The sequence below is a fragment of the Mycolicibacterium hodleri genome, from assembly GCF_025822245.1.
In the GTDB taxonomy this organism is placed as follows: Bacteria; Actinomycetota; Actinomycetes; order Mycobacteriales; family Mycobacteriaceae; genus Mycobacterium; species Mycobacterium hodleri.
Genome location: NZ_JACKTL010000062.1, coordinates 24,685 through 48,504 on the forward strand (window position 1 = coordinate 24,685; position 23,820 = coordinate 48,504).

Annotated in this window: 21 protein-coding genes; 11 read left to right on the top strand and 10 right to left on the bottom strand. The window is 67.8% G+C overall.

Annotated features, from left to right (window positions below; genetic code table 11):
* Nucleotides 1-14: 14 nt before the first annotated feature.
* Together H7J06_RS25745 and H7J06_RS25750 are read left to right on the top strand one after the other, a co-directional pair.
* A complete protein-coding gene (locus tag H7J06_RS25745) occupies nucleotides 15-803 on the top strand; it encodes an SDR family NAD(P)-dependent oxidoreductase (protein WP_264042252.1) in 789 nt (262 codons plus the stop codon).
* A gap of 38 nt (nucleotides 804-841) precedes the next feature.
* Nucleotides 842-1,534 (top strand): helix-turn-helix domain-containing protein, encoded by a 693-nt coding sequence (locus tag H7J06_RS25750; RefSeq protein WP_264042253.1) that lies wholly within the window; start codon nucleotides 842-844, stop codon nucleotides 1,532-1,534.
* Between the two features lie 13 nt (nucleotides 1,535-1,547).
* Here the strand turns inward: H7J06_RS25750 and H7J06_RS25755 are convergent, their stop codons facing one another.
* From H7J06_RS25755 to H7J06_RS25775, 5 genes are all read right to left on the bottom strand, one after another.
* A complete protein-coding gene (locus H7J06_RS25755; RefSeq protein WP_264042254.1) occupies nucleotides 1,548-2,486 on the bottom strand; it encodes an ABC transporter permease in 939 nt (312 codons plus the stop codon).
* Between the two features lie 108 nt (nucleotides 2,487-2,594).
* Entirely contained in the window at nucleotides 2,595-4,082 is a 1,488-nt protein-coding gene (locus H7J06_RS25760) for a sugar ABC transporter ATP-binding protein (RefSeq protein ID WP_264042255.1), read from the bottom strand.
* Nucleotides 4,079-5,077: a sugar ABC transporter substrate-binding protein gene (locus H7J06_RS25765; protein WP_264042256.1), complete on the bottom strand. Its 999-nt coding sequence runs from the start codon at nucleotides 5,075-5,077 to the stop codon at nucleotides 4,079-4,081. The genes H7J06_RS25760 and H7J06_RS25765 overlap by 4 nt, the downstream gene beginning before the upstream one ends.
* A 426-nt stretch (nucleotides 5,078-5,503) precedes the next feature.
* Nucleotides 5,504-6,367, bottom strand: a complete 864-nt coding sequence (locus tag H7J06_RS25770) for an NAD(P)-dependent oxidoreductase (protein WP_264042257.1) — start codon at nucleotides 6,365-6,367, stop codon at nucleotides 5,504-5,506.
* Nucleotides 6,368-6,563: 196 nt separating this feature from the next.
* Nucleotides 6,564-7,151 carry a TetR/AcrR family transcriptional regulator gene (locus H7J06_RS25775; protein ID WP_264042258.1) on the bottom strand — a complete coding sequence of 196 codons (588 nt, stop codon included), beginning with the start codon at nucleotides 7,149-7,151 and terminating at the stop codon, nucleotides 6,564-6,566.
* Nucleotides 7,152-7,243: 92 nt separating this feature from the next.
* Here H7J06_RS25775 and H7J06_RS25780 point away from each other — a divergent pair, with 92 nt between their 5' ends.
* Nucleotides 7,244-7,648, top strand: a complete 405-nt coding sequence (locus H7J06_RS25780; protein WP_264042259.1) for a nuclear transport factor 2 family protein — start codon at nucleotides 7,244-7,246, stop codon at nucleotides 7,646-7,648.
* A 54-nt stretch (nucleotides 7,649-7,702) separates the two neighbouring features.
* Entirely contained in the window at nucleotides 7,703-8,473 is a 771-nt protein-coding gene (locus H7J06_RS25785; RefSeq protein WP_264042261.1) for a hypothetical protein, read from the top strand.
* Between the two features lie 81 nt (nucleotides 8,474-8,554).
* Here H7J06_RS25785 and H7J06_RS25790 read toward each other — a convergent pair whose 3' ends face one another.
* Nucleotides 8,555-10,159: an adenylate/guanylate cyclase domain-containing protein gene (locus tag H7J06_RS25790; RefSeq protein WP_264042262.1), complete on the bottom strand. Its 1,605-nt coding sequence runs from the start codon at nucleotides 10,157-10,159 to the stop codon at nucleotides 8,555-8,557.
* Nucleotides 10,160-10,206: 47 nt separating this feature from the next.
* On the opposite strand from H7J06_RS25790, the gene nucS reads away from it, so the two are divergent.
* Nucleotides 10,207-10,878: an endonuclease NucS gene (gene nucS, locus H7J06_RS25795; RefSeq protein WP_264042263.1), complete on the top strand. Its 672-nt coding sequence runs from the start codon at nucleotides 10,207-10,209 to the stop codon at nucleotides 10,876-10,878.
* Between the two features lie 17 nt (nucleotides 10,879-10,895).
* Nucleotides 10,896-11,192 carry an Rv1322 family protein gene (locus tag H7J06_RS25800; protein WP_264042264.1) on the top strand — a complete coding sequence of 99 codons (297 nt, stop codon included), beginning with the start codon at nucleotides 10,896-10,898 and terminating at the stop codon, nucleotides 11,190-11,192.
* A gap of 3 nt (nucleotides 11,193-11,195) precedes the next feature.
* Here H7J06_RS25800 and mce read toward each other — a convergent pair whose 3' ends face one another.
* Nucleotides 11,196-11,669 carry a methylmalonyl-CoA epimerase gene (mce, locus tag H7J06_RS25805; RefSeq protein WP_264042265.1) on the bottom strand — a complete coding sequence of 158 codons (474 nt, stop codon included), beginning with the start codon at nucleotides 11,667-11,669 and terminating at the stop codon, nucleotides 11,196-11,198.
* Between the two features lie 84 nt (nucleotides 11,670-11,753).
* Between mce and H7J06_RS25810 the strand changes: the two genes are divergently transcribed.
* The 3 genes from H7J06_RS25810 to H7J06_RS25820 all read left to right on the top strand — a co-directional run bounded on the left by H7J06_RS25810 (nucleotide 11,754) and on the right by H7J06_RS25820 (nucleotide 14,315).
* A complete protein-coding gene (locus H7J06_RS25810; protein WP_264042266.1) occupies nucleotides 11,754-12,935 on the top strand; it encodes an acetyl-CoA C-acetyltransferase in 1,182 nt (393 codons plus the stop codon).
* Between the two features lie 68 nt (nucleotides 12,936-13,003).
* The gene (locus H7J06_RS25815; RefSeq protein WP_264042267.1) at nucleotides 13,004-13,411 is read left to right on the top strand and encodes a DUF3817 domain-containing protein; all 408 of its coding nucleotides are present in this window, start codon (nucleotides 13,004-13,006) and stop codon (nucleotides 13,409-13,411) included.
* Between the two features lie 13 nt (nucleotides 13,412-13,424).
* A complete protein-coding gene (locus H7J06_RS25820) occupies nucleotides 13,425-14,315 on the top strand; it encodes a tetratricopeptide repeat protein (RefSeq protein WP_264042268.1) in 891 nt (296 codons plus the stop codon).
* A gap of 84 nt (nucleotides 14,316-14,399) precedes the next feature.
* On the opposite strand, the gene glgB is transcribed toward H7J06_RS25820, so the two are convergent.
* Both glgB and H7J06_RS25830 read right to left on the bottom strand, forming a co-directional pair.
* Nucleotides 14,400-16,607, bottom strand: a complete 2,208-nt coding sequence (glgB, locus tag H7J06_RS25825) for a 1,4-alpha-glucan branching protein GlgB (protein WP_264042269.1) — start codon at nucleotides 16,605-16,607, stop codon at nucleotides 14,400-14,402.
* A gap of 5 nt (nucleotides 16,608-16,612) precedes the next feature.
* Nucleotides 16,613-18,703 carry an alpha-1,4-glucan--maltose-1-phosphate maltosyltransferase gene (locus H7J06_RS25830; RefSeq protein WP_264042270.1) on the bottom strand — a complete coding sequence of 697 codons (2,091 nt, stop codon included), beginning with the start codon at nucleotides 18,701-18,703 and terminating at the stop codon, nucleotides 16,613-16,615.
* Nucleotides 18,704-18,861: 158 nt separating this feature from the next.
* On the opposite strand from H7J06_RS25830, the gene glgP reads away from it, so the two are divergent.
* Together glgP and H7J06_RS25840 are read left to right on the top strand one after the other, a co-directional pair.
* A complete protein-coding gene (gene glgP / locus H7J06_RS25835) occupies nucleotides 18,862-21,456 on the top strand; it encodes an alpha-glucan family phosphorylase (RefSeq protein ID WP_264042271.1) in 2,595 nt (864 codons plus the stop codon).
* Complete coding sequence (locus tag H7J06_RS25840) at nucleotides 21,453-22,301, top strand: virginiamycin B lyase family protein (protein WP_264042272.1); 849 nt, start codon at nucleotides 21,453-21,455, stop codon at nucleotides 22,299-22,301. Before glgP ends, H7J06_RS25840 begins: the two co-directional genes overlap by 4 nt.
* Before the next feature lie 13 nt (nucleotides 22,302-22,314).
* Here H7J06_RS25840 and H7J06_RS25845 read toward each other — a convergent pair whose 3' ends face one another.
* Nucleotides 22,315-23,748, bottom strand: a complete 1,434-nt coding sequence (locus H7J06_RS25845; protein ID WP_264042273.1) for a neutral zinc metallopeptidase — start codon at nucleotides 23,746-23,748, stop codon at nucleotides 22,315-22,317.
* Between the last annotated feature and the right edge of the window lie 72 nt (nucleotides 23,749-23,820).

Consider the following 23,820-nt stretch of genomic DNA (forward strand, 5'->3'; position numbering starts at 1 on the left):
ACAGGAGCTCAGGAATGGTCGATCGAGTAAGTGGCCGAACGGTTCTCGTCACGGGGGCGGGTCAGGGAATGGGTGCGGGCATCGCCCGCGCCTTGGCCGCCGAAGGTGCAAACGTCGCCGTCGGTGACATCAACGTGGCCGCCGCCGACGCCGTGGCTGCCGCCCTCGGGGACGAGGGGCATCGGGCAATCAGCGTCGGAATGGACGTCACCATGCGCGACGACGTGCGCGCCGCCATTGCTCAGACGGTGCGCGAATTCGGGCGCCTGGACGTCATGTTCAACAACGCCGGTCTCAACAAGCCCATGCAGTTCCTCGACGTCACCGAGGAGAATTGGAACCTCGTCATGGACGTCAACGCCCTCGGCGTCCTGATCGGCACCCAGGAAGCGGCCAAGCAGATGATCGCCCAGGGGGGCGGCGGCAAGATCGTCAACACCGCGTCGATCGCCTCCCGGCAGGGCTATGCGGAGTTCGTCCCCTACTGCGCAAGCAAATTCGCGGTCGTGGCGATCATCCAGGCCGGGGCTCGAGCGTTGGCCGGTGACCACATTACGGTGAACGGCTTCTCTCCTGGCGTGGTGGAGACTCCGCTGTGGGCTCAGCTGGACAAGGACATGGTCCAGATTCATGCCGCCGAGAAGGAGGGCGACGCCTTTGCCGCCTTCGCTTCGGGAGCCCTGCTTGGCCGCGCCGCGCAGGTGGCCGACATCGTCCCGACGGCGGTGTTCCTCGCCAGCGCGGACAGTGAGTTCATCACCGGGCAGGTGATGGCGATAGACGGGGGAATGGTTCTGGTGTAGGCCGTTTCCGGCGGTCCCATGGTGAAAGGTGGGTCGCGATGAGCGAAGCGTTCTCCGCGGTAGCGGACGGTGCGGAACAGCCGGGCACGCCCATGGGACAGCGCCTGCGAGCCGCCAGGGAGGCGGCGAAGATGTCGCTGCGCGAATTGGCGCGTCGCGTGGACCTGTCACCGAGCTTCATCTCCCAGGTGGAACTCGGCCGGGCGGCGCCATCGGTGGGCACGCTCTTCGCGATGACCTCAGAACTGGGGTTGTCGCTGGACTCGCTGATGGGCGTCGAGGACCCCAGGGCGGTCCCGGCCGCCGAGACGACGTTGCGACTTCGCAAGGCACATGCCGACAAGGCCCGCGGAGGACAGGTCGTCGCGCTCGCGGAGACGGGAACGTTGCCGGGCCTGCAGCGCGCCGACGAGCGGCCAGAGCTCTACCTCAACGGCGTGCGCTGGGAGCGCCTCACCCCCGCGCACGATCCGGACGTGGAATTCCTGCGGGTCACCTACCCACCGCGGACCGAATCGTGTCCCGCCGACAACTTGATGAACCACGGGGGATCCGAGTACATCCACGTGCTGACGGGCCGTCTCGAAGTTCAAGTGGCCTTCGCGCGTCAGGTGCTGGGCCCCGGCGACAGTCTGAACTTCGACTCGACGATTCCGCACCGTCTAAGCAACCCGTTCGACGAACCAGCCGTTGGCATTTGGTTCGTCGTGGACCGCAGCGGGACCCGCTGACCGGCCGTCCGACTCAGCGCTTGCCCTTCGACAACCTGCGGGAGTTGTAGGAGTCCAGAAGCACGGCGATGAAGATCAATGCGCCCTGCATGAACTGCACCCAGAACGGGCTGACGTTGAGCAGCGTCAGGCCGTTGTTGATCACGCCGATGAGCAGCACACCGACGAAGGTGCCCGCCAGACTTCCCTTGCCGCCGAAGAGGCTGGTGCCACCGATGACCACCGCGGCGATCACCTGCAGTTCCAATCCCGTTGCGGCAGTGGGTGTCGCCGAGCCCAGGCGGCCGACGAGGGTGATGGCGGCGATGCCTGCACAGACGCCGGCGATGGCGTAGACCGAGAACAGGACCCGGCGATCGCGGATGCCGGCCAGGCGCGCCGCCTCCCGGTTGCCACCGACGGCGTAAACCTGATGGCCGAACGTGGTGCGACTCAGCACGAAGTAGCCGATGGCGAACATCAGCACGGTGGTGATCACGGGGACCGGCAGTCCGAGCAGCGTGCCGCCACCCAGCCAGGTGAACGACGAGGGCAGGTCGTAGACGCTCTGCCCACCGCTGATCTGCAGCGTCAGACCACGACCCATGCCGAGCACGGCGAGGGTGACGATGAACGGGGCGAGGCGCAGCGCGGTGACCGAGAATCCGTTGAACGCGCCGATGAGGGCGGCGACGACGATGGTGAGCAGGACTCCGAGCACGCCGTTGAGTCCGCCGCCGACCAGGGTCGCGGCGAGCATTCCGGACAGCGCGATGTTGGAGCCGACCGAGAGGTCGATGCCGCCGGTGATGATGATGAACGTCGCTCCGACGGCGGCGATTCCGACGATCGACGACTGCGTCACGATGTTCGTCAGGTTCGACGTGGTGAGGAACTTGGGCGTCAGGATGAACATGACGATGCAGGCGACGACGAGGGCCGCGACGATGGGGAACAGTGGGCTCTTCGCCATTCGGCGGATGGTGTCGGTCGTGGTCGCGCGTTGATCGCCTAACGTCGTGTGCCCCTCGCTCGCGGGCGACGTTCCGGTGGTCGTCGTGGTCATGGTGTGCGCTTTCGCTTAGCCCGCCGCGGCGAGGTGGAGGATGTGTTCGCGGTCGTAGTCGGAGCGGGCGACTTCGCCTACGAGTCGTCCCGCCCGAAGGACGTAGACGCGGTCGGCCATTGCCAGCACCTCGTCGGTGTCCGAACTCGTCAGCAGGACGGCGACGCCCGTCTTCGCCAGTTCGATGATCTGTTGGTAGATGCCGGATTTGGCACCGACATCGACGCCGCGGGTTGGGTCGTCCAGCAGCATGACGGCGGGCTGACCCGCCGCGGCGCGGGCCAGGACGACCTTCTGTTGGTTTCCCCCGGACAGCATGCCGACGGCAGTGGCCGGTGACTCCGCCTTGACGCCAAAGCGCTTCATCGCCGCCGTCGCGAACTTCCGCTGAGCGGCCGGCATTCGGATGCCGTATCGGGAGACCCGGGAGTACAGGCCGTAGATCATGTTGTCCTGAATGCTCTTGTCCAGGATCACGCCTTCGGTCTTTCGGTCCTCCGGCGAGTACACGATCCCGAGCTTCTTGGCCGCCACGATGCTGCCCGTCTTCAATGAGGAGGCGTCGCGGGTGATGGTGCCGGCGGAGGCGTCGTTGATCCCCGCGATGGCCTTCATCAGTTCGGTGCGTCCCGCGCCGGCGAGACCGACGAGGCCCACGATCTCTCCGGCCCTCGCGGTCACCGTCGCGTTGCGAATGCCGGGCGCACTCAGGTCGGACACCGACAGTCGGACTTCGCCGAGATCCCTTGCCTCGAAGGGGTAGGCCTGTTCGAGATCCTTGGCGAGCATGGCCTTGATGAGCGATCTCTCAGTCCACTCGGCGATCGGACGGTCGTCGACCAAACGGCCGTCCCGCAGGACGCAGATCCTGTCTGCGATCGCGAACAGTTCGTCGAGGTGGTGGCTGACGTAGACGATGGTCAGCCCCTCCTGCTTGAGCCGTCCGATCAACGCGTGCAGATTCTTGACGTCGTGTTCCGGTAGCGCCGAGGTGGGTTCGTCGAACACCAGGACGCGGGCCTCCCGAGCCAGGCATCTGGCGATCTCCACCAGTTGGCGTTGTGCCAAGGTCAGCGATCTGACGGGTCGCGTGACGTCGACGTCGGTGAGTCCGACCCGGGACAGCGCGTCGCCTGCGGCGCGCCTGTTGCCACGCCGGTTGGTCATGTTCGCGCTGTGCAGCGGACGCCCGAGCATGACGTTGTCCACCACGGACATGTCCGGGATGTCGGTCAACTCCTGATAGATGACGCTGACACCGGCGTCGATGACGCGTCTTGGGTCGGCGGGCAGCTCGGCGCCGTCGAGCAAAACCCTTCCCTGGTCGGCGGATACGGCGCCTGCGAGGATTTTGATCAGCGTCGACTTGCCCGCGCCGTTCTCACCGGCGAGCGCGACCACGCTGCCGGGTCGCAACGTCATGGTGACGTCGGTGAGGGCATGCACTCCGCCGTAGGACTTGGTGAGCGATTCCAGCGTCAGCTCTGCCGCGCCGGAGGTCATTGCACCTCATCTGCCCAGATGCCGTATGTCTTGACCTCGGGCGAGTCGATGTTGGCCTTGGTGATCAGCTGCGCCGGGTACACCACGTTCTTCGGAACCTCCTTGCCCGCCTTGAGGTCGGCGACCAATTCGATTGCCTTCTCGGCCATCTTGATCGGGTTCTGGCTGACGGAGGCATCCTGGATGCCCGCGCGGACGTTGGCGATCGCAGGCTTGGAGCCGTCGACCCCGATCACGTAAATGTGGCCCGGCGTGCCGACCGGCTTGAAGCGTCCGGCTGCCTCGATCGCCGCGCTGACGCCGACCGCCTCGGCGTCGTTGCCGTTGAAGACGGCGTCGACCTTCGGGTTGGCCTGCAGGATGTCGTTCATCGCCGCGTTGGACTTCTCCGTGTCGTAGCCACCGTCCTGGGTGGCCACGATCTTGATGTCCGGGTACTTCCCGATCTCGTCGAGGAACCCCTTGTTGCGGTCCGATGCCGAGGGCGTCCCGATGATGCCCGTGATGTCGACGACGTTGCCGCGAGGGCCGCCGTTCACGGAGTTCAAGAACTGGACGATCTGCTGGGCGGCCAGCTGGCCCGCCGCGACGTTGTCCAGGTTCACGGTTGAGGTGATGTCCGCCTCGACCGAATCGGCGATCGAGATGACCGGGATGTTCTTGGCCTTGGCGGCATTGAGGGCCGGTGTGACGGCCTTGCCGTCGGCAGGGGTGAGCAGGAGATACTGGGCGCCGCGGTTCAGGAGGTTCTCGATATCGCTAACCTGTTGGCTCGGTTCGCCATTCGCGTTGGTCGTCACCATTTGGTAGCCGTGTTGGCTACTGCCGGCGTCGAGTCCCTTCTGCATCCCCGCGAAGAAGGGGTTGGACACCGTGTAAGTGCTGTATCCGACGGTCGTCGCGGACTCGCTGGAGTCGCGGTTGCAGGCGGTCAGGCTGGCTACGCACGCCAGACTCACCGCGCCCGCGGCCAATGGGCGCATCAGGTTCGTCATGCGGTCATCTCCTCGTGAACGTTTTGAGGCCGGCGATGGAGGTGTCGTCGCAGGCGGCCATCTGCCGTCGTCAGCCTAAGTTCACGATGAACAGTGTGTCAATCGTCACTATACAAATGAATTGTGACGGGGGCCCCACCTGCACAGCGGGGGTGGATGGCGAGTCAGGCCGCACGTGTAGGCATCGGCGCAGGTCAACCTCCACTTGAGCCGAGACTGACTGCGCGCCGGCACGCTCCCGTCACGACGCCGTTCACATGTCCTCACACGTCAGTGTGTAGTGCCACTGAAGCAACGGGGTCGCGGCGGGAAGCCCTGCACCGTCAGCTCGGCTAGCCCTCGTGAGGTGCGAAGAGGCCGACCGCATTCGAGGCGAAGGCGGGGGCAATCCGTTCTTGCCGGTGCCCGAGACGTACGGTGACCCGGTTACAACCGGCGGGTCACCTCGGCCACTGCAGACCAGTCCAGCTTGGAGAGCTCCTCGTCGGCAAGGGCGGACTCGAACAGCGATCGCAACACGGGACTCGTGGGAAGCGCGGTGCCGGTGTCGACGGCCGCCCGTTCGGCGAGGCCGAGATCCTTGAGACCCAAGGCGGCGGTGAAGCCCACGGGCTCGTAGTTCCGCCGGGCGATCATGGGACCGTAACCGCCGTAAGCGCTTCCGGTATATGCCGTGTCGGTGAGTATCTCGACGAAGGTGTCGCCCGAGACGTTGCCGCGTTCGACCATCGTGACCGATTCCGCGAGCGCCTGCAGAGTGTGGATGAGGTTGTAGTTCACCGCGATCTTGACCAGGTTCGCCCGTTCGGGTTCGTCTCCGACGGACCAGGTCTTCTTCCCCAGCACGTCGAGAAACGGCCGCGCACGTTCGATGTCTGCGGACGGTCCGGCGGCGACGATGTTGAGTTGACCGCTCGCGGCGAGATGTGGCCGGCCAAGGACGGGGGCGGCGACGTAACCGACGTCGGCGGCTCGATGCCGAGCGTCGAGGGTTCGCGCGGTGTCCATGCTCACCGTCGCCATGTTGACGTGGGCTGCGCCGACGGCAGAAGCCAAGGCCTCGTCGGAGAAGACGCCGAGGGCTGCGTCGTCATCGGCCAGCATGGAGAAGGCGAGACCCGCCTGCAGTGCCTCCTGGGCAGTCCTCGCCACACGGGCGCCGGCGGCAGCCAACGGCTCGGTGGCGCCCGTGGACCGATTCCACACGACGACATCGTGGCCCGCGTCCACCAAACGGCGCGCCATGCCGGCGCCCATCGTGCCCAATCCGATGAAACCCACTGATGCCATGGTGTCTTCCTCTCGTCGTACCCGGTCGTCGTCACCGATGTCAGCCAGGACTGACTCAGATGTTCACCATACTGTTCACTATGGATGTACACCCGTGATTGTCTGGGCATCGCTCAATCGGCGTAGCGGCAAGCTTGCTGGGCAAACCGTCCGCTCTCTCGGGTCACGATTCGGACCGAGAACCCATGGGAACTCCTCAACCGTCGCCGGAGGAGAGCACCCGGTCGACGAGAGCTCTCACGTTGCGCCGCACGTCGTCTCTCGCCATGCCCTCGGTGTTGACCAGGTGGTCGACCAGATCGACGCGAGTCGCGGCCAGCAGGGCGTACGCGATCCACGCTGCGTCGTCCGCACCGATCACCTCGGCGAGCAGGGTGGTCAGCAAGTGATGGGTCTCGACGTAGCTCGGTGACGTGTACAGCGTTGCCGCGCCGTCTCTTTGGTCGCGCTCCAGGTTCATCGCCAACTTGCGGTTGTCGAGCTTGAAGTCGACGAGGGCGTCGAGCAGGGCCGGTATCCGCTCGCGGGGATTGGCTCCGGGGCCCAGGGGTGGGGGGCCGTCCGCGATGGCCGTCCGCAGCTCCGTCAGTCTGGCGTCGTAGACGGTGCGGATCAGGGTCGTCCGATCGCCGAAGCGCCGGAACAACGTGCCCTTGCCCACGCCCGCAGCCCGGGCGACGTCGTCCATCGAGACCGCGCCGAGCTCGGCGGCGTCGTCGAACAAACGTCCGGCCGCCTCGAGCACCGCCTGTCGATTGCGGGCCGCGTCGGCGCGTTCGACCACCCCAGCCTCCTTGCGCAAACGGACCGTTGGTCCGTATCGTTGGGAGGACGACCGGACTACCAGTCCGAATAGTAGACGACACGGAGGTTGGCATGACGGATTCCACTCCTGGAGCAGTGTTCGCCGCGGCGACGGCTGCCATCAGCGCGGGCGACGTCGACGGCTGGCTGGCACACTGCCGAGACGACGTCGTACTCGAATTCCCCTACGCCCCAACGGGAAGGCCGCGGCGCGTCGAGGGCAAGCCGGCCGTTGAGGAGTATCTGCGAGCCGTTCCCGGTCAGGTGGAGTTCGAGCGAATCACCCGTCAACACGTCCACCAGACCGTCGACCCCGACACCGCGGTCATCGAATGGTCCGTGACCGGCCACGTCAAGGCGACGGGCGCCCCCTACGAGATGTCCTACGTCGTCGTGCTGACCCTGGTCGACGGGCTCATCGCCGTCTATCGCGACTACTGGAATCCGTTGACCCTGCTCGAGGCCGCCCTGTCGTAGTGGGGAACGCCCACGTCATTGGAGACCTGACCCGAAACCGGCAATGATCACGGCATGGCTCTCATCCCCATGCCCACCGCCGTGATCGACGACGCGGACGTGTCGTGCGCGCTGAGCCGCGCGGTCCGCGTCATCAACCCCGTCGTCGACGTGCTGTCGCGCAGCGATCCCTTCGGGTTGAAGGGTCGCAGCCACCGCATCGGGGACTCCGACGGCTCGGTCGACAGGGCGCTCGACGCGCTCGCCTGGGTGCTCAACACCGCCGACGTTCCCGGCACGCAGGCCTGGAACGACATGGACCTCGACGACAGGGTCGACTGGTGGGTGCACCGCGTGGGTGCCGTCGACACCGTGCTGGTGGCGTTTCCCGGGGTCTTCGGCGCGGTGGCCGACCGGCTGCCCCTCCAGGACGCGCTCGGGTTCGCCAACCAGGCCGTCGTGTTGTGCGCAGTCGCGCGGGAGTGCGGCGTCACCGACTACGGGCAGCAGGTCCGCCTGCTCGGGGCCGTGCTGTGCGATCGCGACCTGGGCGCCGACGCCTACGCCGACGTCGACCAGGGCACACCGGAGCCGGCGTCCAGCCCGATGGACGGTACGCCGCTGGCCTTCCTCAAGCCGTTGTGGCGGGTGGCCGGACAGCTGCGCGCGATTGGTGACGAACTGGGCAAGCGCTCACGCCCGCGACGGATCTTCCGTTACCTGGGGATGCTGCCCGCGGTGGGCGCCGTCGCCGACTACTTCGGTGAATACGGGGCACTCGTGCGCGCGGCGAAGGCCGGCCGCAGGTGGATCGCGCAGCAGCCGGAGTTGGTCAGCCGTGGGTGATGGGGCAGGAGACGTCGAATCGTGGTTCCCGTCAGTGGGAATGCCCCGGGCGTAACCGTCGGGAGTCGCCGTTCCCGGGGTCTACGCCGGCACGGCGAGCCGCGTCGGTTCGTCGTGACCGCGCAGCGTCACCGTCTCTCCCAACGTCCATCTCGCGCCCTCGACCTCACCCGCCCGGGCGACGGTCTCCGACGAGGCGACGAGGTGCCCGTCGATGGTCTTGGACAGCTCGCACAGCCGGGCTGCCTCGTTGACCGGTTCACCGATGACGGTGTACTCGAACCGGTCCTTGGCGCCCACGTTTCCCGCCACCACCTGGCCCGCCGCGACCCCGATGCCCGCCTGCAACTCGGGCACCTCGGCGCGCAGCCGCTCCGCCATCCCGCGTGCGGCCGCCAGCGCCTCCTCCTCGGCGTTGTCCAGAGCCACCGGCGCACCGAAGACCGCCAGCACTGCGTCGCCCTCGAACTTGTTGACCAGACCGTGGTGTCGGTCCACCTCGTCGACGACGACCGCGAAGAACCGGTTGAGCAACTCCACCACCTCGACGGCGGGCCTGCTGGTGACCAGCTGCGTCGACCCGATGACGTCGACGAAGATGACCGCGGCCGGGCGCTCCTCGCCGCCGAGTTCGGGCTGCTGCTTCTCGGCCAGCATCGCTACCTCGCGCCCGACGTGCTGGCCGAACAGGGCGCGCACCCGTTCGCGTTCGCGCAAGCCGCCGACCATCGAGTTGAATCCCCGCTGCAGTTGGCCCAATTCGGTGCCGTCGAAGACGACGAGGTTGGTCTTCAGGTCACCCTGTTCCACGCGGTTCAGTGCGGCGCGCACGACCCGCACCGGGGTTGCCGTCAGCCACGACAGGATCCACATCAGGATGAAGCCGAAGATCAGCGCGAACAGGGCCAGAACCACGATGGCCCAGGCGAATTGGGTGGGGGTCTGGTTCTTGAGCGTCAGGGAGAAGATGGCTGCGAGCAGGATGCCCAACACGGGTACGCCCGAGCCGAGAGCCCAGAACACCATGATGCGGCCCATCACCCCGGGGGCGAACCGGCGCGGGGGAGGACCGACCTCGAGCGCTTGCGCCGCGACCGGGCGCAGCGCGAATTCGGTGAACAGGTAGCAGCTGGCCGATACGACGATGCCGGGAAAACTGATGCCCAACAACCACTTCGGGATGAACTGGGTGTCGTGCATGCCGTACATGGTGGTGAGCATGACGGTCCCGATGCCCCAGAGAATCAGCAGCACGCGGGTCAGCCGCCACGGTGCGAAGAACGTGTTGAATTGGTCGGCCTTGGTGGGCGGGCGCTCCTCGATGGCCCAGCGGACGTTCTTCATCACCCGGTAGGTGGCCCAGAACGTCCCGACGATCAAGGCGCCGAAGAGGTAGACCGGGACCGCGATGAACGTGATCCACCGCACGTCCGGGGCGAAGACGTTGGGCGTCGGGAAGGCGACGGTGACGACGAGCGCCACGACGCCCATGCCGATCAGGTTCGCGACGATCACGAACGTCGTGAGGATGACCTGGATGCGGATCCGGCGGCGGACCTGGCTCTCCGAGACGCGCCCGAGGACCCACGAGCCGTATTCGGGTGTCGTGGACCCTCGTCCGCTCTGGCTTGTCAGCCTCTCCAGCACCCGGCCCAGGCGTTGTGCCGCGTTCTTCTCGTCCGTCATCGTGGCGTCAGCCTAGTGACCCCGGCGCGGCCATCTATGGTGGTTCGGTGCGCCTCGTCATAGCCCAGTGCACCGTCGACTACGTCGGCCGTCTCACCGCCCATCTACCGTCCGCGCGGCGGCTGCTGCTGTTCAAGTCCGACGGCTCGGTCAGCGTGCACGCCGACGACCGCGCCTACAAGCCGCTGAACTGGATGAGCCCGCCGTGCTGGCTCGTCGAGGAGAACGGCGGCGACAGTCCCGTCTGGGTGGTGGAGAACAAGGCGGGCGAGCAGCTTCGCATCACCGTCGAGGACGTCGAACACGACTCGAGTCACGAGCTGGGCGTCGACCCCGGCTTGGTGAAGGACGGCGTCGAGGCACACCTGCAGAAGCTGCTGGCCGAGCACGTCGAGCTGCTGGGCGTCGGGTACACGCTGGTGCGCCGGGAGTACATGACGGCCATCGGTCCGGTCGACCTGATGTGCCGCGACGAGCTGGGACGTTCGGTGGCCGTCGAAATCAAGCGCCGCGGCGACATCGACGGCGTCGAACAGCTCACCCGGTACCTCACCTTGCTCAACCGGGACACGGTGCTCGCGCCCGTCAGCGGCGTCTTCGCCGCCCAGCAGATCAAGCCGCAAGCGCGCACGCTGGCCGTCGACCGTGGGATTCGTTGTGTGACTTTGGATTACGATCAGATGCGCGGATTGGACAGCAACGAGTTCAGGTTGTTCTGACGCCGTAGGATGGTCGAATGGCCAAGCGGCGCACCCCACCTCGCAGGCAGCGCCCGTCGGCGCCCCTGCCGCTGTCGCGCCGGGTGGAGATCGGGCCGGACGGCTACGACTATGACGTCAGGCCCGTTGCGGCCTCACGGGCCGTCAAGACCTATCGGTGTCCCGGCTGCGATCACGAGATCAAGCCCAGCGTCGCGCACGTGGTGGTGTGGCCCGCCGACCTGGGGGAGTCCGCGGTGGACGACCGGCGGCACTGGCACACGTCGTGCTGGGCCAATCGCGCCAACCGTGGACCGACGCGAACGTGGTCCTAGCGGTCAGTGCTCGTCGGCGGCCGGTTCGACCAACTCGACGAGGACGCCACCGGAGTCCTTGGGGTGGATGAAGTTGATCCGCGAATTTGCCGTACCGCGACGCGGCGCGTCGTAGATCAACCGAACGCCGTCGGCGCGTAGCCGCTCGGACAACGCGTCGAGGTCGCTGACGCGGTACGCGAACTGCTGCAGGCCCGGTCCGCGCTTGTCGATGAACTTCGCGATGGTCGACGTTTCGTCCAACGGCGACATCAGCTGAATCTGGGTGCTGCCGCTCGGTGCGCCACGGACCGCGAGCATGGCCTCGCGAATGCCCTGGTCGTCGTTGACCTCTTCGTGCAGGACGATCATCCCCAGATGGTCGTGGTACCACTTGATCGCCACGTCGAGGTCGGGGACGGCGATGCCGACGTGGTCGACGGCCGTTACCAATGCGCTGGCGAGGGCCGGACGTGCACCGACATGCTCCGTTGTCATTTAGCCACGGTAACCTTCAATGGAATGATTGCGTAAGTGTGATAGGCCACACAGTCCCTGGATCGAAGCTCGTGGAGGTTGGACATGACGACATCGGTGATCGTTGCTGGTGCACGCACCCCGGTCGGCAAGCTGATGGGTTCGCTGAAGGACTTCTCGGGCAGCGACCTGGGTGGCATCGCCATCGCCGGCGCCCTGGCCAAGGCCGGCGTCGACGCCTCGGCCGTCGAATACGTGATCATGGGCCAGGTCCTGACCGCCGGAGCGGGGCAGATGCCCGCGCGTCAGGCCGCGGTGGCCGGTGGCATCGGGTGGGACGTGCCGTCGCTGACGATCAACAAGATGTGCTTGTCCGGGATCGACGCGATCGCGTTGGCCGATCAGCTGATTCGCGCCGGTGAGTTCGACGTGGTGGTGGCCGGCGGCCAGGAGTCGATGACCAAGGCGCCGCACCTGCTGATGGACAGTCGCGCCGGGTACAAGTACGGCGACGTGACGGTGCTCGACCACATGGCCTACGACGGTCTGCACGACGTGTTCACCGATCAGCCGATGGGCGCCCTGACCGAGCAGCGCAACGACGTCGACCAGTTCACCAGGGCGCAGCAGGACGAGGTGGCGGCCCGGTCGCACCAACGTGCCGCCGCGGCGTGGAAGGACGGCGTGTACGCCGACGAGGTGGTGCCCGTGAAGATCCCGCAGCGCAAGGGCGATCCGATCGAGTTCACCGAGGACGAGGGCATCCGCGCGACCACGACGGCCGAGTCGCTGGCCGGGTTGAAGCCCGCCTTCCGCAAGGACGGCACCATCACCGCGGGGTCGGCGTCGCAGATCTCCGACGGGGCCTGCGCGGTCGTGGTGATGAACAAGGCCAAGGCCGAGGAGCTGGGCCTGACCTGGCTGTGCGAGATCGGCGCCCACGGCGTGGTCGCCGGCCCCGATTCGACGCTGCAGAGCCAGCCGGCGAACGCCATCAAGAAGGCGATCGCCAAGGAGGGCATCTCCGTCGAGCAGCTCGACGTGATCGAGATCAACGAGGCGTTCGCGGCGGTCGCCCTGGCGTCGACCAAGGAGCTGGGCCTCGACGCGGACAAGGTCAACGTCGACGGCGGGGCCATCGCCATCGGCCACCCGATCGGCATGTCCGGAGCGCGGATCACCCTGCACGCGGCTCTGGAATTGGCGCGCAAGGGCTCCGGCTACGCGGTGGCCGCGCTGTGCGGTGCCGGCGGCCAGGGCGACGCCCTGATCCTGCGCCGACCCTGAGACGTTGCCGGCCCGCCTTCACCGAGCGCAACGACACAACGTAGTAGCTGGCGGCGCAGTCAGGCACAATGGCGGCCATGAGTAGCACCTTCGACCGCCACCGGACCGCGGGCTGGTTCCGAATCGTCGCCTTCACCGAGGCCGTGACCTGGGTGGGACTGCTGGCCGGCATGTACTTCAAGTACCTCGGTACGCCGCGCACCGAGATCGGCGTCAAGGTCTTCGGCATGGCGCACGGCCTGGTCTTCATCGCGTTCGTCGTGACCGCGGTGCTGGTCGGCCTGGCGTACACGTGGTCGCCGGCGACGTGGTTGCTGGCGTTGCTGGGAAGCATCGTGCCGCTCGGCAGTGTGATCTTCCTCATGTGGGCCGAGCGCACGGGCCGCACCAGCCCGCGCGGAGGGCAGGAGCGAAGCGACCTGGGACGTGGAGCCGGTACCACCGTGGCCGCCCCGCCAGTCGCCGAAACAACGTGACAAACTTGTCCATGTGACTCGTCCACGACCTTCCGTCGGCCCCGCGTTGGCGGGTGCGTTCGATCTCTCGGCCCTCAAGCAGCCCCCACCGTCACGCGACGCGCCCGCAGGCGCCGCGGCCGCTGGGCTCGACATCACCGAGGCGAACCTCGAGAGCGAGGTGCTCGCCCGGTCCAACCAGGTGCCCGTCGTCGTCCTGCTGTGGACGCCGCGCAGCGACGCCAGCGTCCAACTGGGTGACGTGCTGGCATCCCTGGCCAAGGCCGACGGGGGTTCGTGGGCGTTCGCGACGGTCAACGTCGACACCGCGCCCCGGGTGGCCCAGGTCTTCGGCGTGCAGGCCGTGCCCACGGTGGTCGCCGTCGCCGGTGGCCAGCCGATCTCGAGCTTCGAGGGCGTGCAGCCGCCCGAACAGCTGCGACGGTGGGTCGACTCACTGCTCAATGCCACCGCGGGCAAGCTCGAGGGCGGCGAGGGTGGCGACCCCGAGGAAGCCGACCCGGAGCTCGAGCGGGCGCGCTCACTGTGGGACGAGGCCGAGTTCGACGACGCCCTCGCCGCGTACCAGGCCATTCTCGACGCGCGCCCCAATCACGCCGAAGCCAAGGACGCGCTGCGTCAGATCGCGTTCCTCAAGCGGGCGACGGCTCAGCCCGCGGACGCCGTCGACCGCGCCGACGCCGCACCGACCGACGTCGAGGCCGCGTTCGCGGCAGCCGACGTCGAGGTGACCCAGGACCTGGTGGTGGAGGCGTTCGAGCGGCTCATCGGGCTGGTGCGGCGCACCGCAGGCGACGAGCGGGCCGCCGTACGCACCCGATTGGTCGAGCTGTTCGAGCTGTTCCCGCAGGACGACCCCAGGGTCATCGCGGGCCGCCGGAACCTGGCCAACGCGCTCTACTGACTCCCTGCCGCCATCGAGTGTGCGGCCAGATCGCGATCCGGGCGTGAACCGCGATCTGTCAGCACACTCGATGAGGGTGTGGGCCTAGACCGGTTCGAACCAGAGCGCCGACAGCGGCGGGATGACCATCTCCGCCGACGCCGGGCGACCGTGCCACGGGTCCGCGGTCGCCTCGACGGCGCCAAAGTTGCCGGCACCCGCCCCGTTGTAGATCGTCGCGTCGGTGTTGAGCACCTCGCGCCACGTGCCCGTGTGCGGCAACCCCAGCCGGTAGGAGCTGTGCTCCGAGCCGGAGAAGTTGAACACGCACGCCAGCATCGAACCGTCGTCGCCGAAGCGCAGGAAGCTCAGCACGTTGTTGGCCGAGTCGTTGGCGTCGATCCACGAGTAGCCCTCGGGGCTGGAGTCGCGGGAGAACAGCGCGCGGCGGGTCTTGTAGATCTCGTTGACGTCGGCGGTGAACCGCTTGATGCCGCCGGAGAAGCCCTCCTCGTCGAGCTGGAACCAGTCGACGCCGCGCTCCTCGGACCACTCCGCCCGCTGGCCGAATTCCTGGCCCATGAACAGCAGTTGCTTGCCGGGATGGGCCCACTGGTAGGCCAGCAGGCTGCGCACGCCGGCGGCCTTCATGTGGTCGTTGCCCGGCATCCGGCCCCAGAGCGTGCCCTTGCCGTGCACGACCTCGTCGTGGCTGATCGGGAGGACGAAGTTCTCGCTGAACGCGTACAGCAGCGAGAACGTCAGCTCGTGGTGGTGGAAGCTGCGGTAGATGGGATCGCGCTGCATGAACGCCAGCGTGTCGTTCATCCAGCCCATGTTCCACTTCATCGAGAAGCCAAGTCCGCCAAGGTTGGTCGGGCGGGTGACGCCCGGCCACGAGGTGGACTCCTCGGCGATGGTGACGATGCCGGGGGTGGCCTTGTGCACCGTCGCGTTCATCTCTTGCAGGAACTGCACCGCCTCGAGGTTCTCCCGGCCGCCGTAGATGTTCGGCGTCCAGCCGCCCTCGGGCCGTGAGTAGTCGAGGTACAGCATCGAGGCGACGGCGTCGACGCGCAGCCCGTCGATGTGGAACTCCTGCAGCCAGTAGAGCGCATTGGCCACCAGGAAGTTGCGCACCTCGGCCCGGCCGAAGTCGAAAACGTAGGTGCCCCAGTCGAGTTGCTCACCACGCCGGGGGTCGGAGTGCTCGTAGAGGGCGGTGCCGTCGAAGCGGCCCAGCGCCCATGCGTCCTTGGGAAAGTGGGCCGGCACCCAGTCGACGATCACGCCGATGCCGGCCTGGTGCAGCCGGTCGACGAGGAATCGAAATTCGTCGGGAGTGCCCAGTCGTGACGTCGGCGCGTAGTACGACGTGACCTGGTAACCCCACGACCCGCCGAACGGATGCTCCGCGACGGGGAGCAACTCCACGTGGGTGAAGCCCTGCTCGACGACGTACTCGGTCAGCTGGTCGGCGAGTTCGAGGTACGTCAGGCCGGGGCGCCACGACATCAGGTGCACCTCGAGGGTGCTCATCGGTTCGAAGACCGGGTTCTTGATGGCCCGCTCGGCCATCCAGTCGGAGTCCTCCCACGTGTACTCGCTCTTGGTCACCCGGGAGGCGCGCTTGGGCGGCACCTCGGTGGCGAACGCCATCGGGTCGGCACGCTCGGTGGTGACGCCGTCGGCGCCATGCACCCGGAACTTGTACAGCCCGTCTGCCGGGAAGTCCGGCCAGAACAGTTCCCACACCCCGGAGGAGCCCAGGGTCCGCATGGGGGCGTCGTTGCCGCTCCAGTGGTTGAAGTCGCCGATCAGGCTGACTCCCTTGGCATTTGGTGCCCACACGGCGAAGGACACGCCGGTGACGGGGCCGTCGGCCGTGCTGTAGGTGCGCGGATGCGCGCCCAACGCCTCCCAAAGTCGCTCGTGGCGACCCTCGGAGAACAGGTGCATGTCGATCTCGCCGAGGGTCGGCAGGAATCGGTAGGGGTCGGCCACCGTGTAGACGTGCGGGTCACCGTCGCCGTTGGGATAGCTGACCTCGAGGCGGTAGTCGATCAGCCCGGTGAACGGCAGCGCCACCGCGAACAACGCATCCTCGACGTGGGTGAAGGTGTAGCGCTCCTTGCCGATGAGGGCGACGACCTCGAGCGCGTTCGGACGCAACACCCGGATGACGGTGTGGTCGTCGTACTCGTGGGCGCCGAGGATCGAGTGCGGGTCGTGGTGGGTGCCCCACAGCAGACGCGACAACTCCGCGTCGTCCGGCCGTAGGTTCTTGGTGGTGATGTCGTTGGTACTGGTCATGTGAATCAATCCCTCCGCAGCAGCTCGAGCCGCTTGTCGGTCGGTATGTACGGCATGTTCAGGATGTGTGCGACGGCCCGCCCCGGCTCGATGCGGACGTAATTGGCCTGGCCCCACTGGTATTCGTCACCGGTGACTTCGTCGCGCACCCAGAAGCGGTCGTGGTCGGTCATGCCCAGTGCCGCCATGTCCAGTCTGAGGGTGCCCTCCTCGGGGCCGAAGGCGTTGAGCGTCACCACCACCAGGACGCAGTCCCCGCTGATGGGGTCGAACTTGCTGTAGGCCAACAGCGCATCGTTGTCGATCTCGTGGAACGTGATGGTGCGCAATTCGGCCAGGGCGGGATGCACCTTGCGAATCTCGTTGAGCCGCTGGATGAACGGCTCAAGTGAATTGCCCGAGGCGAGCGCGCCGTCGAAGTCGCGCGGACGCAGCTCGTACTTCTCCGAATCCAGGTACTCCTCGCTGCCCGCGCGGACCGCCTGGCCCTCGAACAGCTCGTACCCGGAGTAGACGCCCCACGTCGGGCTCATCGTGGCCGCCATCACCGCGCGGATCGCGAACATTCCTGGCCCGCCGTACTGCAGGATCTCGTGCAGGATGTCCGGGGTGTTCACCCACAGGCTTTGGCGGGCGTAGTCGGCGTGCTCGGCGATCTGCTCGCCGAACTCGGTCAACTCCCACTTCGCCGTTCGCCAGGTGAAGTAGGTGTAGGACTGCGTGTAGCCGAGCTTGGCCAGGCCGAACAGCCGCGCCGGACGGGTGAAGGCCTCGGCGAGGAACAGTACGTCCGGGTCGTCGTTCTTCACCTCGCCGATGAGCCAGGCCCAGAAGTTCGGTGGCTTGGTGTGCGGGTTGTCGACCCGAAAGACCTTGACGCCGTGGGACACCCAGAATCGAACCACGCGCAGCACCTCGGCGTAGATGCCCGCCGGGTCGTTGTCGAAGTTGATCGGATAGATGTCCTGATACTTCTTGGGCGGGTTCTCGGCGTAGGCAATCGTCCCGTCGGGCAGGACGGTGAACCACTCGGGGTGGGCCTTGGCCCACGGATGGTCCGGCGCGCACTGCAGGGCCAGGTCGAGTGCCACTTCGAGACCCTGGTTGCGGGCCTCGGCGACGAAGTCGTCGAAGTCGTCGATGGTGCCGAGGTCGGGGTGCACCGCGTCGTGCCCACCCTCGTCGCTGCCGATCGCCCACGGCGAGCCGACGTCGTCCGGGGCCGCGGTCACGCTGTTGTTGCGGCCCTTGCGGTGCACCTTGCCGATCGGGTGGATCGGCGGCAGGTACACGATGTCGAAGCCCATCCGTGCGATGCGGGGCAGCGTCTTGCTGGCCGTGGCGAACGTGCCGTGGACGGGCCTTCCCTCGCCGTCCCAGCCGCCGGTGGACCGCGGGAAGATCTCGTACCAGGAACTGAACCGCGCCAGCGGACGGTCCACCCAGACGCCGTACTGCTCGCCGCGGGTGACGAGTTCGCGCAGTGGATAGTCGTGCAGCAGTGCCGTCACGGCGGGTGCCAGAGCCGCTCCCGCCCGGGTGAAGGGGTCACCGGGGGTGCGCAGGTTCTGCGCGGCCTCCAGCAGCGGATAGCGGTCCTGGCGGGGTACGCCCGTCGACGCCCGCTCGAACAGCTGCGCGCCGATGAGCAGGTCGTTGTTCAGCTCGGCTTCGCCCTGACCGGCGTTCAGCTTGGCCGTGACGTTCTTGCGCCAGGTGGCGATCGGGTCGCCCCAACCGTCCACCCGATAGGTCCACAGGCCGACGGCGTCGGGGGTGAACGCGCCGTGGTAGACGTCGGGTTCACCGCCCGGCTCCATCGGCAGCCGCTGGGGCTTGATGCGCTGCGAGCCGCCGACGACCTCCTCGATCGGCACGGCTTCGACGTGCGGGTTCGCCAAGCCCTGGGGTGCCGCGGCGAGCTGCGGATACGTCTTCCCGTGGTAGCGCACCACCAGCGTCGCGGACACCGCGTCGTGGCCCTCGCGCCACACCACGGCCCTGACCGGCATCACCTCGCCGACCACGGCCTTGGCCGGATATCGGCCGTTGGAAACTACCGGTGCGACGTCGTCGATCTCGATACGACCGGCCACCACTGCTCCTCACGCCCGCGGCTCAACCGCGGGCTGTCATGTGCTCGATTACCTTGTCGCGCCCTATACCCACCGTAGTGGCCGACTGAACCCCATGTGCCGGATGGACCGATCGAGCTGACCTTGAACGGGTGGTTCGGTGGGTAGGGTGAATCCGCGTGAAGGCACTCCGTAGATTCACCGTTCGCGCCCACCTCCCGGAACGTCTCGCGGCGCTGGAGCGGTTGTCGGTCAACCTGCGCTGGTCATGGGACAGGCCGACACAAGAACTGTTCGCCACAATCGATTCCGGGCTGTGGGAACAGTTCGGTCAGGACCCGGTGGCGGTGCTCGGGGGAGTCAGCCCGGGGCGCCTCGACGAGCTTGCCGGCGACGAGGCATTCCTCCGGCGTCTGGACCACCTTGCCAACGAACTGGACACCTATCTGACCCGGCCGATGTGGTACCAGGAGCGGACCAACGCCGGAGTCTCGCTGCCGACCGGCATTGCCTACTTCTCCATGGAGTTCGGCGTCGCGGAGGTCCTGCCGAACTACTCGGGAGGCCTCGGCATCCTGGCCGGTGACCACCTCAAGTCCGCGTCCGACCTGGGGCTGCCGCTGATCGCAGTGGGGCTGTACTACCGGTCGGGCTACTTCCGTCAGTCGTTGACCGCCGACGGGTGGCAACGCGAGGACTATCCGTCACTCGACCCGCAGGGGCTGCCGCTGCGGCTGCTCACCGACGCGTCGGGAGAGCCGGTCCTGGTGAGCCTGGCGATGCCCGACGACGCGGAGTTGAACGCCCGGGTATGGGTCGCGCAGGTCGGTCGAATTCCCTTGCTGCTGTTGGATTCCGACGTCCCCGAGACCGAACACGAGCTGCGCTCGGTCACCGACCGGCTCTACGGCGGCGACCAGGAACACCGCATCAAGCAGGAGCTGCTTGCGGGCATCGGCGGCGTGCGCGCGATCCGCGCCTTCACCGCGGCGGAGGGACTGCCGGAGCCGCAGGTCTTCCACATGAACGAGGGACACGCCGGATTCCTCGGCGTCGAGCGGATTCGTGAGCTGGTCACCGACGGTGAACTGGACTTCGACACCGCGCTGGCCGTGGTGCGCTCGAGCACGGTGTTCACCACCCACACCCCGGTCCCCGCGGGCATCGACCGCTTCCCGGTCGAGATGGTCGAACGGTACTTCGGCGCATCCGCCGACGGCGCCGAGCTGACGCCGGGCGTCCCCGTCGACCGGATCGTCGCCTTCGGCGAAGAGGAGGACCCGTCGAAGTTCAACATGGCCCACATGGGGCTGCGGCTGGCCCAGCGCGCCAACGGGGTGTCCCTGCTGCACGGCAACGTCAGCCGGGGCATGTTCAACGACCTGTGGCCGGGCTTCGACCAGGACGAGGTGCCGATCGGCTCCATCACCAACGGCGTGCACGCCCCGACGTGGGCGGCGCCGCAGTGGGTCGAGCTGGCCCGCGAGCTGATCGGCAGTGACGACCTGAGCTCGCTCGAGGAGGCCGACACCTGGCAGCGGCTGCAGCAGGTCGACACCGGCCACCTGTGGTGGATCCGGTCCCAGCTGCGCGGGTTGCTGATCGACGACGTGCGCCGTCGCCTCCGGCGCTCCTGGCTGGAGCGCGGCGCCGCGGAGGCCGAATTGGGTTGGATCGCAAGCGCATTCGATCCCAACGTGCTGACCGTCGGATTCGCCAGGCGGGTCCCGACCTACAAGCGGCTGACGCTGATGTTGCGCGACCCCGAGCGGCTCGAGAAGCTGCTGCTCGACGAGCAACGACCGGTGCAGCTGATCGTGGCCGGCAAGTCCCATCCCGCCGACGACGGCGGCAAGGCGCTGATCCAGGAGATCGTCCGGTTCGCCGACCGGCCCGAGGTGCGGCACCGGATCGCCTTCCTGCCCGACTACGACATGTCGATGGCGCGGTACCTGTACTGGGGCTGCGACGTGTGGCTGAACAACCCGCTGCGGCCGTTGGAGGCGTGTGGCACGTCGGGGATGAAGAGCGCGCTCAACGGCGGGCTCAACCTGTCGATCCGCGACGGGTGGTGGGACGAGTGGTACGACGGCGAGAACGGGTGGGAGATTGCGACGGCCGACGGCCTCGCCGACGAGTCCCGGCGTGACGACCTGGAGGCGTCGTCGCTCTACGACCTGCTGGAGAAGTCGGTCACCACCAAGTTCTACGAGCGCGACGAGCACGACGTGCCTCGGCGCTGGATGGAGATGGTGCGGCACACGCTGCAGGTGCTCGGCCCGAAGGTGCTGGCCTCGCGGATGGTGCGCGACTACACCGAGAAGTACTACGCGCCCGCGGCGGCGTCCCTGCACCGCACGATCGAGGCGGTGGACGGCGTGCCGTTCGGGGCGGCGCGCGACCTCGCGGCGTTCTGCGAGCGGGCGCGCACGTGCTGGCCGCGGGTCCGCATCGCCGACGTCGACGCCTACGGCCTGCCCGACACCCCGCTGCTGGGGTCGGAGCTGACGTTGACCGCGACGGTGCACCTCGACGAACTGCGGCCCGACGAAGTGGTGGTGCAGGCGGCGGTCGGTCGGGTCGACGGAGCCGACGTGCTCGTCGACCCCGTCGTCGTGGCCATGACCCACGCCGGGCCGTCCGACGGCAACGACGTCTTCACGAGCACCATCCCGCTCCCGGTCGCCGGGCGCGTGGGGTACACCGTTCGGGTCTTGCCGCATCACCGGTTGCTCGCCGAGGACGACGAGCTCGGTCTCGTCACCCTGGCATGAGCCGCATCTTCGAAGTCGCCGTCGACGGCGGCCCGTATGCGTTGGCGGCCGGCTCCGACGGCGCCATGTGGGTGACGCTGGTGCACCGCGGTGCGATCGCCCGCGTCGGCGCGGGCGGGGATCTCGAGGTCTACCCGGTGGCCGAGGACAGCAAGCCCTCGATCATCACCGCCGGACCCGACGGCGCGCTGTGGTTCACGCGCGCCGGCGACGACCGGATCGGCCGGATCTCCACCGACGGGCACCTCTCCGACTACGAATTGCGCAGCGGCAGTGCGCCGTTCGGGATCACGGTCGGACCCGACGGTGCGCTGTGGTTCACGGCCACGGGTACCGGCGTCGTCGGCCGGGTCGACGTCGACGGCGAGGTCAGCGAGGAGGCCGTCCCCGGCGGCATGCCGTCGGCGATCACCACCGGACCGGACAACGCGCTCTGGTTCACGTTGAACCGGGCCAACGCCATCGGTCGGCTCGACCGCGGCGAGGTCACGGTGCGCAAGGTGCCGACGCCCAACGCCGGGCCGGTGGGCATCGCCCAGACCCACGACGACGCGGTCTGGTTCACCGCGGTCCTCGCCGACAAGGTGGGCCGCATCCCGATGAACGAGGCAATGCAGGAACTGGACCTGCCGGGCAAGCCACACGCGGTGGTCGCCGACCCCTCCGGCGGGGTGTGGGTCAGCCTGTGGGGTTCCGATCAGATCGCGCACCTCGGCGCCGACGGCGAGGTCGACACCGTCGACCTGCCTGCGGGCAGCGAGCCGCACGGGTTGGCCATCGGACCCGACGGAGCGCTGTGGGTGGCACTGGAGGCGGGATTCGTCATGCGGCTGCCGACGGCCTGAATCGCCCTGGGGGTCAGTCGAAGCGCGTGAAGCAGCGGTCCTGGTCGCCGAGCACGCCCACGCGGAAGGCGTCGATCCGCGAGAAGCCCGACGGCACCGAGTCGCCGTTGACGTCGCTGGCGGCCAAGCCGTTGACGAGGATGCCCGAGATCGCCTCGTCGACGTCACCGGCGGTGAGCTGGATCGTGTCGCCGTCGGGAGTGGTGATGCTGTCGGTCATCTTCACCGTCGCCACACCCGTGAGGCACGCGGTGCGCAGCGCCGCCTTGGCGTCGCCGAGTTCGACCCCGCCACGTTCGTGCTGCACCGCCTGCATGAAGCGCGACACCACCACGGAGTACGCGGTGTTGTCGCCGGTGAGGACACCGCTGTCGTCGACGCTCTGGGCGCCGAGCTCCTCCAGCGCGGGGAGGTCGACGGTGATGGTGTTGCTCGCGGGGCAGTAGGACGCCGGTCCGCCGGACCGCGCGTCGGGGCAGGCCGACTGCGCGAAGCTGAGCCGCGGGGGGTCGGCGGGGGTGAACGCGACGTTCATCGCGTCGACGATCGACGTCACGGACTCTCCCGTGACGGGCAGCTCGCCGGTCTGGTCGTCGGGCAGGAGCACGGGAAGGTCGCCGCGCCGCTGCTTGATCTCCTCGAGGTCGATCGCCTTGCACACGGCGGCGCCGTCGGTGAACCCGAACTGGAACGCCGACACCCGCTCGAACGCCGAGCCGTGTTCGTCCTCGCCGACCTCCCCGTCGCTCTCGGTGAGCAGCGGGTCGCGGAACGCGATCATCGCCGCGAGGAGGTTGTTGAGCCCGTCTCCGGTGCTCAGCGTGAACCTCGACGACGCGCCCTCGGCGACCGAGCGCATGTACACCCCGGCCAGGCAGTCGGCCTGCTGCTCGCCCACCAGCGTCGGTGTCTCGCTGGTCAGCAGACCAGCCTGGTGGGCGACGGAGTGCCCGTATTCGTGGGCGAGCGCCATCGTCACCGCCATGTCGCCGTTGGCGTCGCGCAGCTGCGGCAACAGCTGACCGCGGTCCCAGCCGAGGGTGTTGTCGTCGAGGCAGTAGCCGGCGTTGACCAGGCCGAACACCCCGTCCCCGCAGAAGTGGGCGTCGGCGTCGTAGTCCGTGGAGTCCCACGAGACCAGGCCGTCGACGGGGGCGAAGTCCCCGTCGAACGTCTCGCCGTAGCGCGCGGCCCAGAACTCTTCGACGTCGCTGACCGCGCTGCCGGCGAGTTGGTCGATGCGTCCGCCGTCGGTGTTCTCGACCGTGCGCGAGGGCGGCTGCGCGTCGTCGCGCAGGCCGGTCGGACCGTCGACCGCCGGCATGCCCGCCACGCTAAACGGGTTGGCGAACACCGACACCGGTGTGCCCCGCAGGGTCGTCGTACAGCCCGCGAGGGCGACGGTGCCGACGGCGATCACGAGGGTCACCACGTGCCGTCGCTTCATCGACGCCGCCCCTTCCGATGGGTCCGGCGGCCGCGGGACGGCGCGCTCGTGAACACCCAGGCCAGGATAGTG

Excerpts from the sequence above, each read along its gene's own strand:
- H7J06_RS25845 (WP_264042273.1), bottom strand. The coding sequence starts at position 23,748 with ATGAAGCGACGGCACGTGGTGACCCTCGTGATCGCCGTCGGCACCGTC.
- H7J06_RS25815 (WP_264042267.1), top strand. The coding sequence starts at position 13,004 with ATGGCGGCCATGAGTAGCACCTTCGACCGCCACCGGACCGCGGGCTGG.
- H7J06_RS25810 (WP_264042266.1), top strand. The coding sequence starts at position 11,754 with ATGACGACATCGGTGATCGTTGCTGGTGCACGCACCCCGGTCGGCAAG.
- H7J06_RS25785 (WP_264042261.1), top strand. The coding sequence starts at position 7,703 with ATGGCTCTCATCCCCATGCCCACCGCCGTGATCGACGACGCGGACGTG.
- H7J06_RS25780 (WP_264042259.1), top strand. The coding sequence starts at position 7,244 with ATGACGGATTCCACTCCTGGAGCAGTGTTCGCCGCGGCGACGGCTGCC.
- H7J06_RS25770 (WP_264042257.1), bottom strand. The coding sequence starts at position 6,367 with ATGGCATCAGTGGGTTTCATCGGATTGGGCACGATGGGCGCCGGCATG.
- H7J06_RS25765 (WP_264042256.1), bottom strand. The coding sequence starts at position 5,077 with ATGACGAACCTGATGCGCCCATTGGCCGCGGGCGCGGTGAGTCTGGCG.
- H7J06_RS25760 (WP_264042255.1), bottom strand. The coding sequence starts at position 4,082 with ATGACCTCCGGCGCGGCAGAGCTGACGCTGGAATCGCTCACCAAGTCC.
- glgB (WP_264042269.1), bottom strand. The coding sequence starts at position 16,607 with ATGACCAGTACCAACGACATCACCACCAAGAACCTACGGCCGGACGAC.
- H7J06_RS25790 (WP_264042262.1), bottom strand. The coding sequence starts at position 10,159 with ATGACGGACGAGAAGAACGCGGCACAACGCCTGGGCCGGGTGCTGGAG.
- H7J06_RS25750 (WP_264042253.1), top strand. The coding sequence starts at position 842 with ATGAGCGAAGCGTTCTCCGCGGTAGCGGACGGTGCGGAACAGCCGGGC.
- H7J06_RS25800 (WP_264042264.1), top strand. The coding sequence starts at position 10,896 with ATGGCCAAGCGGCGCACCCCACCTCGCAGGCAGCGCCCGTCGGCGCCC.
- H7J06_RS25755 (WP_264042254.1), bottom strand. The coding sequence starts at position 2,486 with ATGGCGAAGAGCCCACTGTTCCCCATCGTCGCGGCCCTCGTCGTCGCC.
- H7J06_RS25745 (WP_264042252.1), top strand. The coding sequence starts at position 15 with ATGGTCGATCGAGTAAGTGGCCGAACGGTTCTCGTCACGGGGGCGGGT.
- mce (WP_264042265.1), bottom strand. The coding sequence starts at position 11,669 with ATGACAACGGAGCATGTCGGTGCACGTCCGGCCCTCGCCAGCGCATTG.
- H7J06_RS25840 (WP_264042272.1), top strand. The coding sequence starts at position 21,453 with ATGAGCCGCATCTTCGAAGTCGCCGTCGACGGCGGCCCGTATGCGTTG.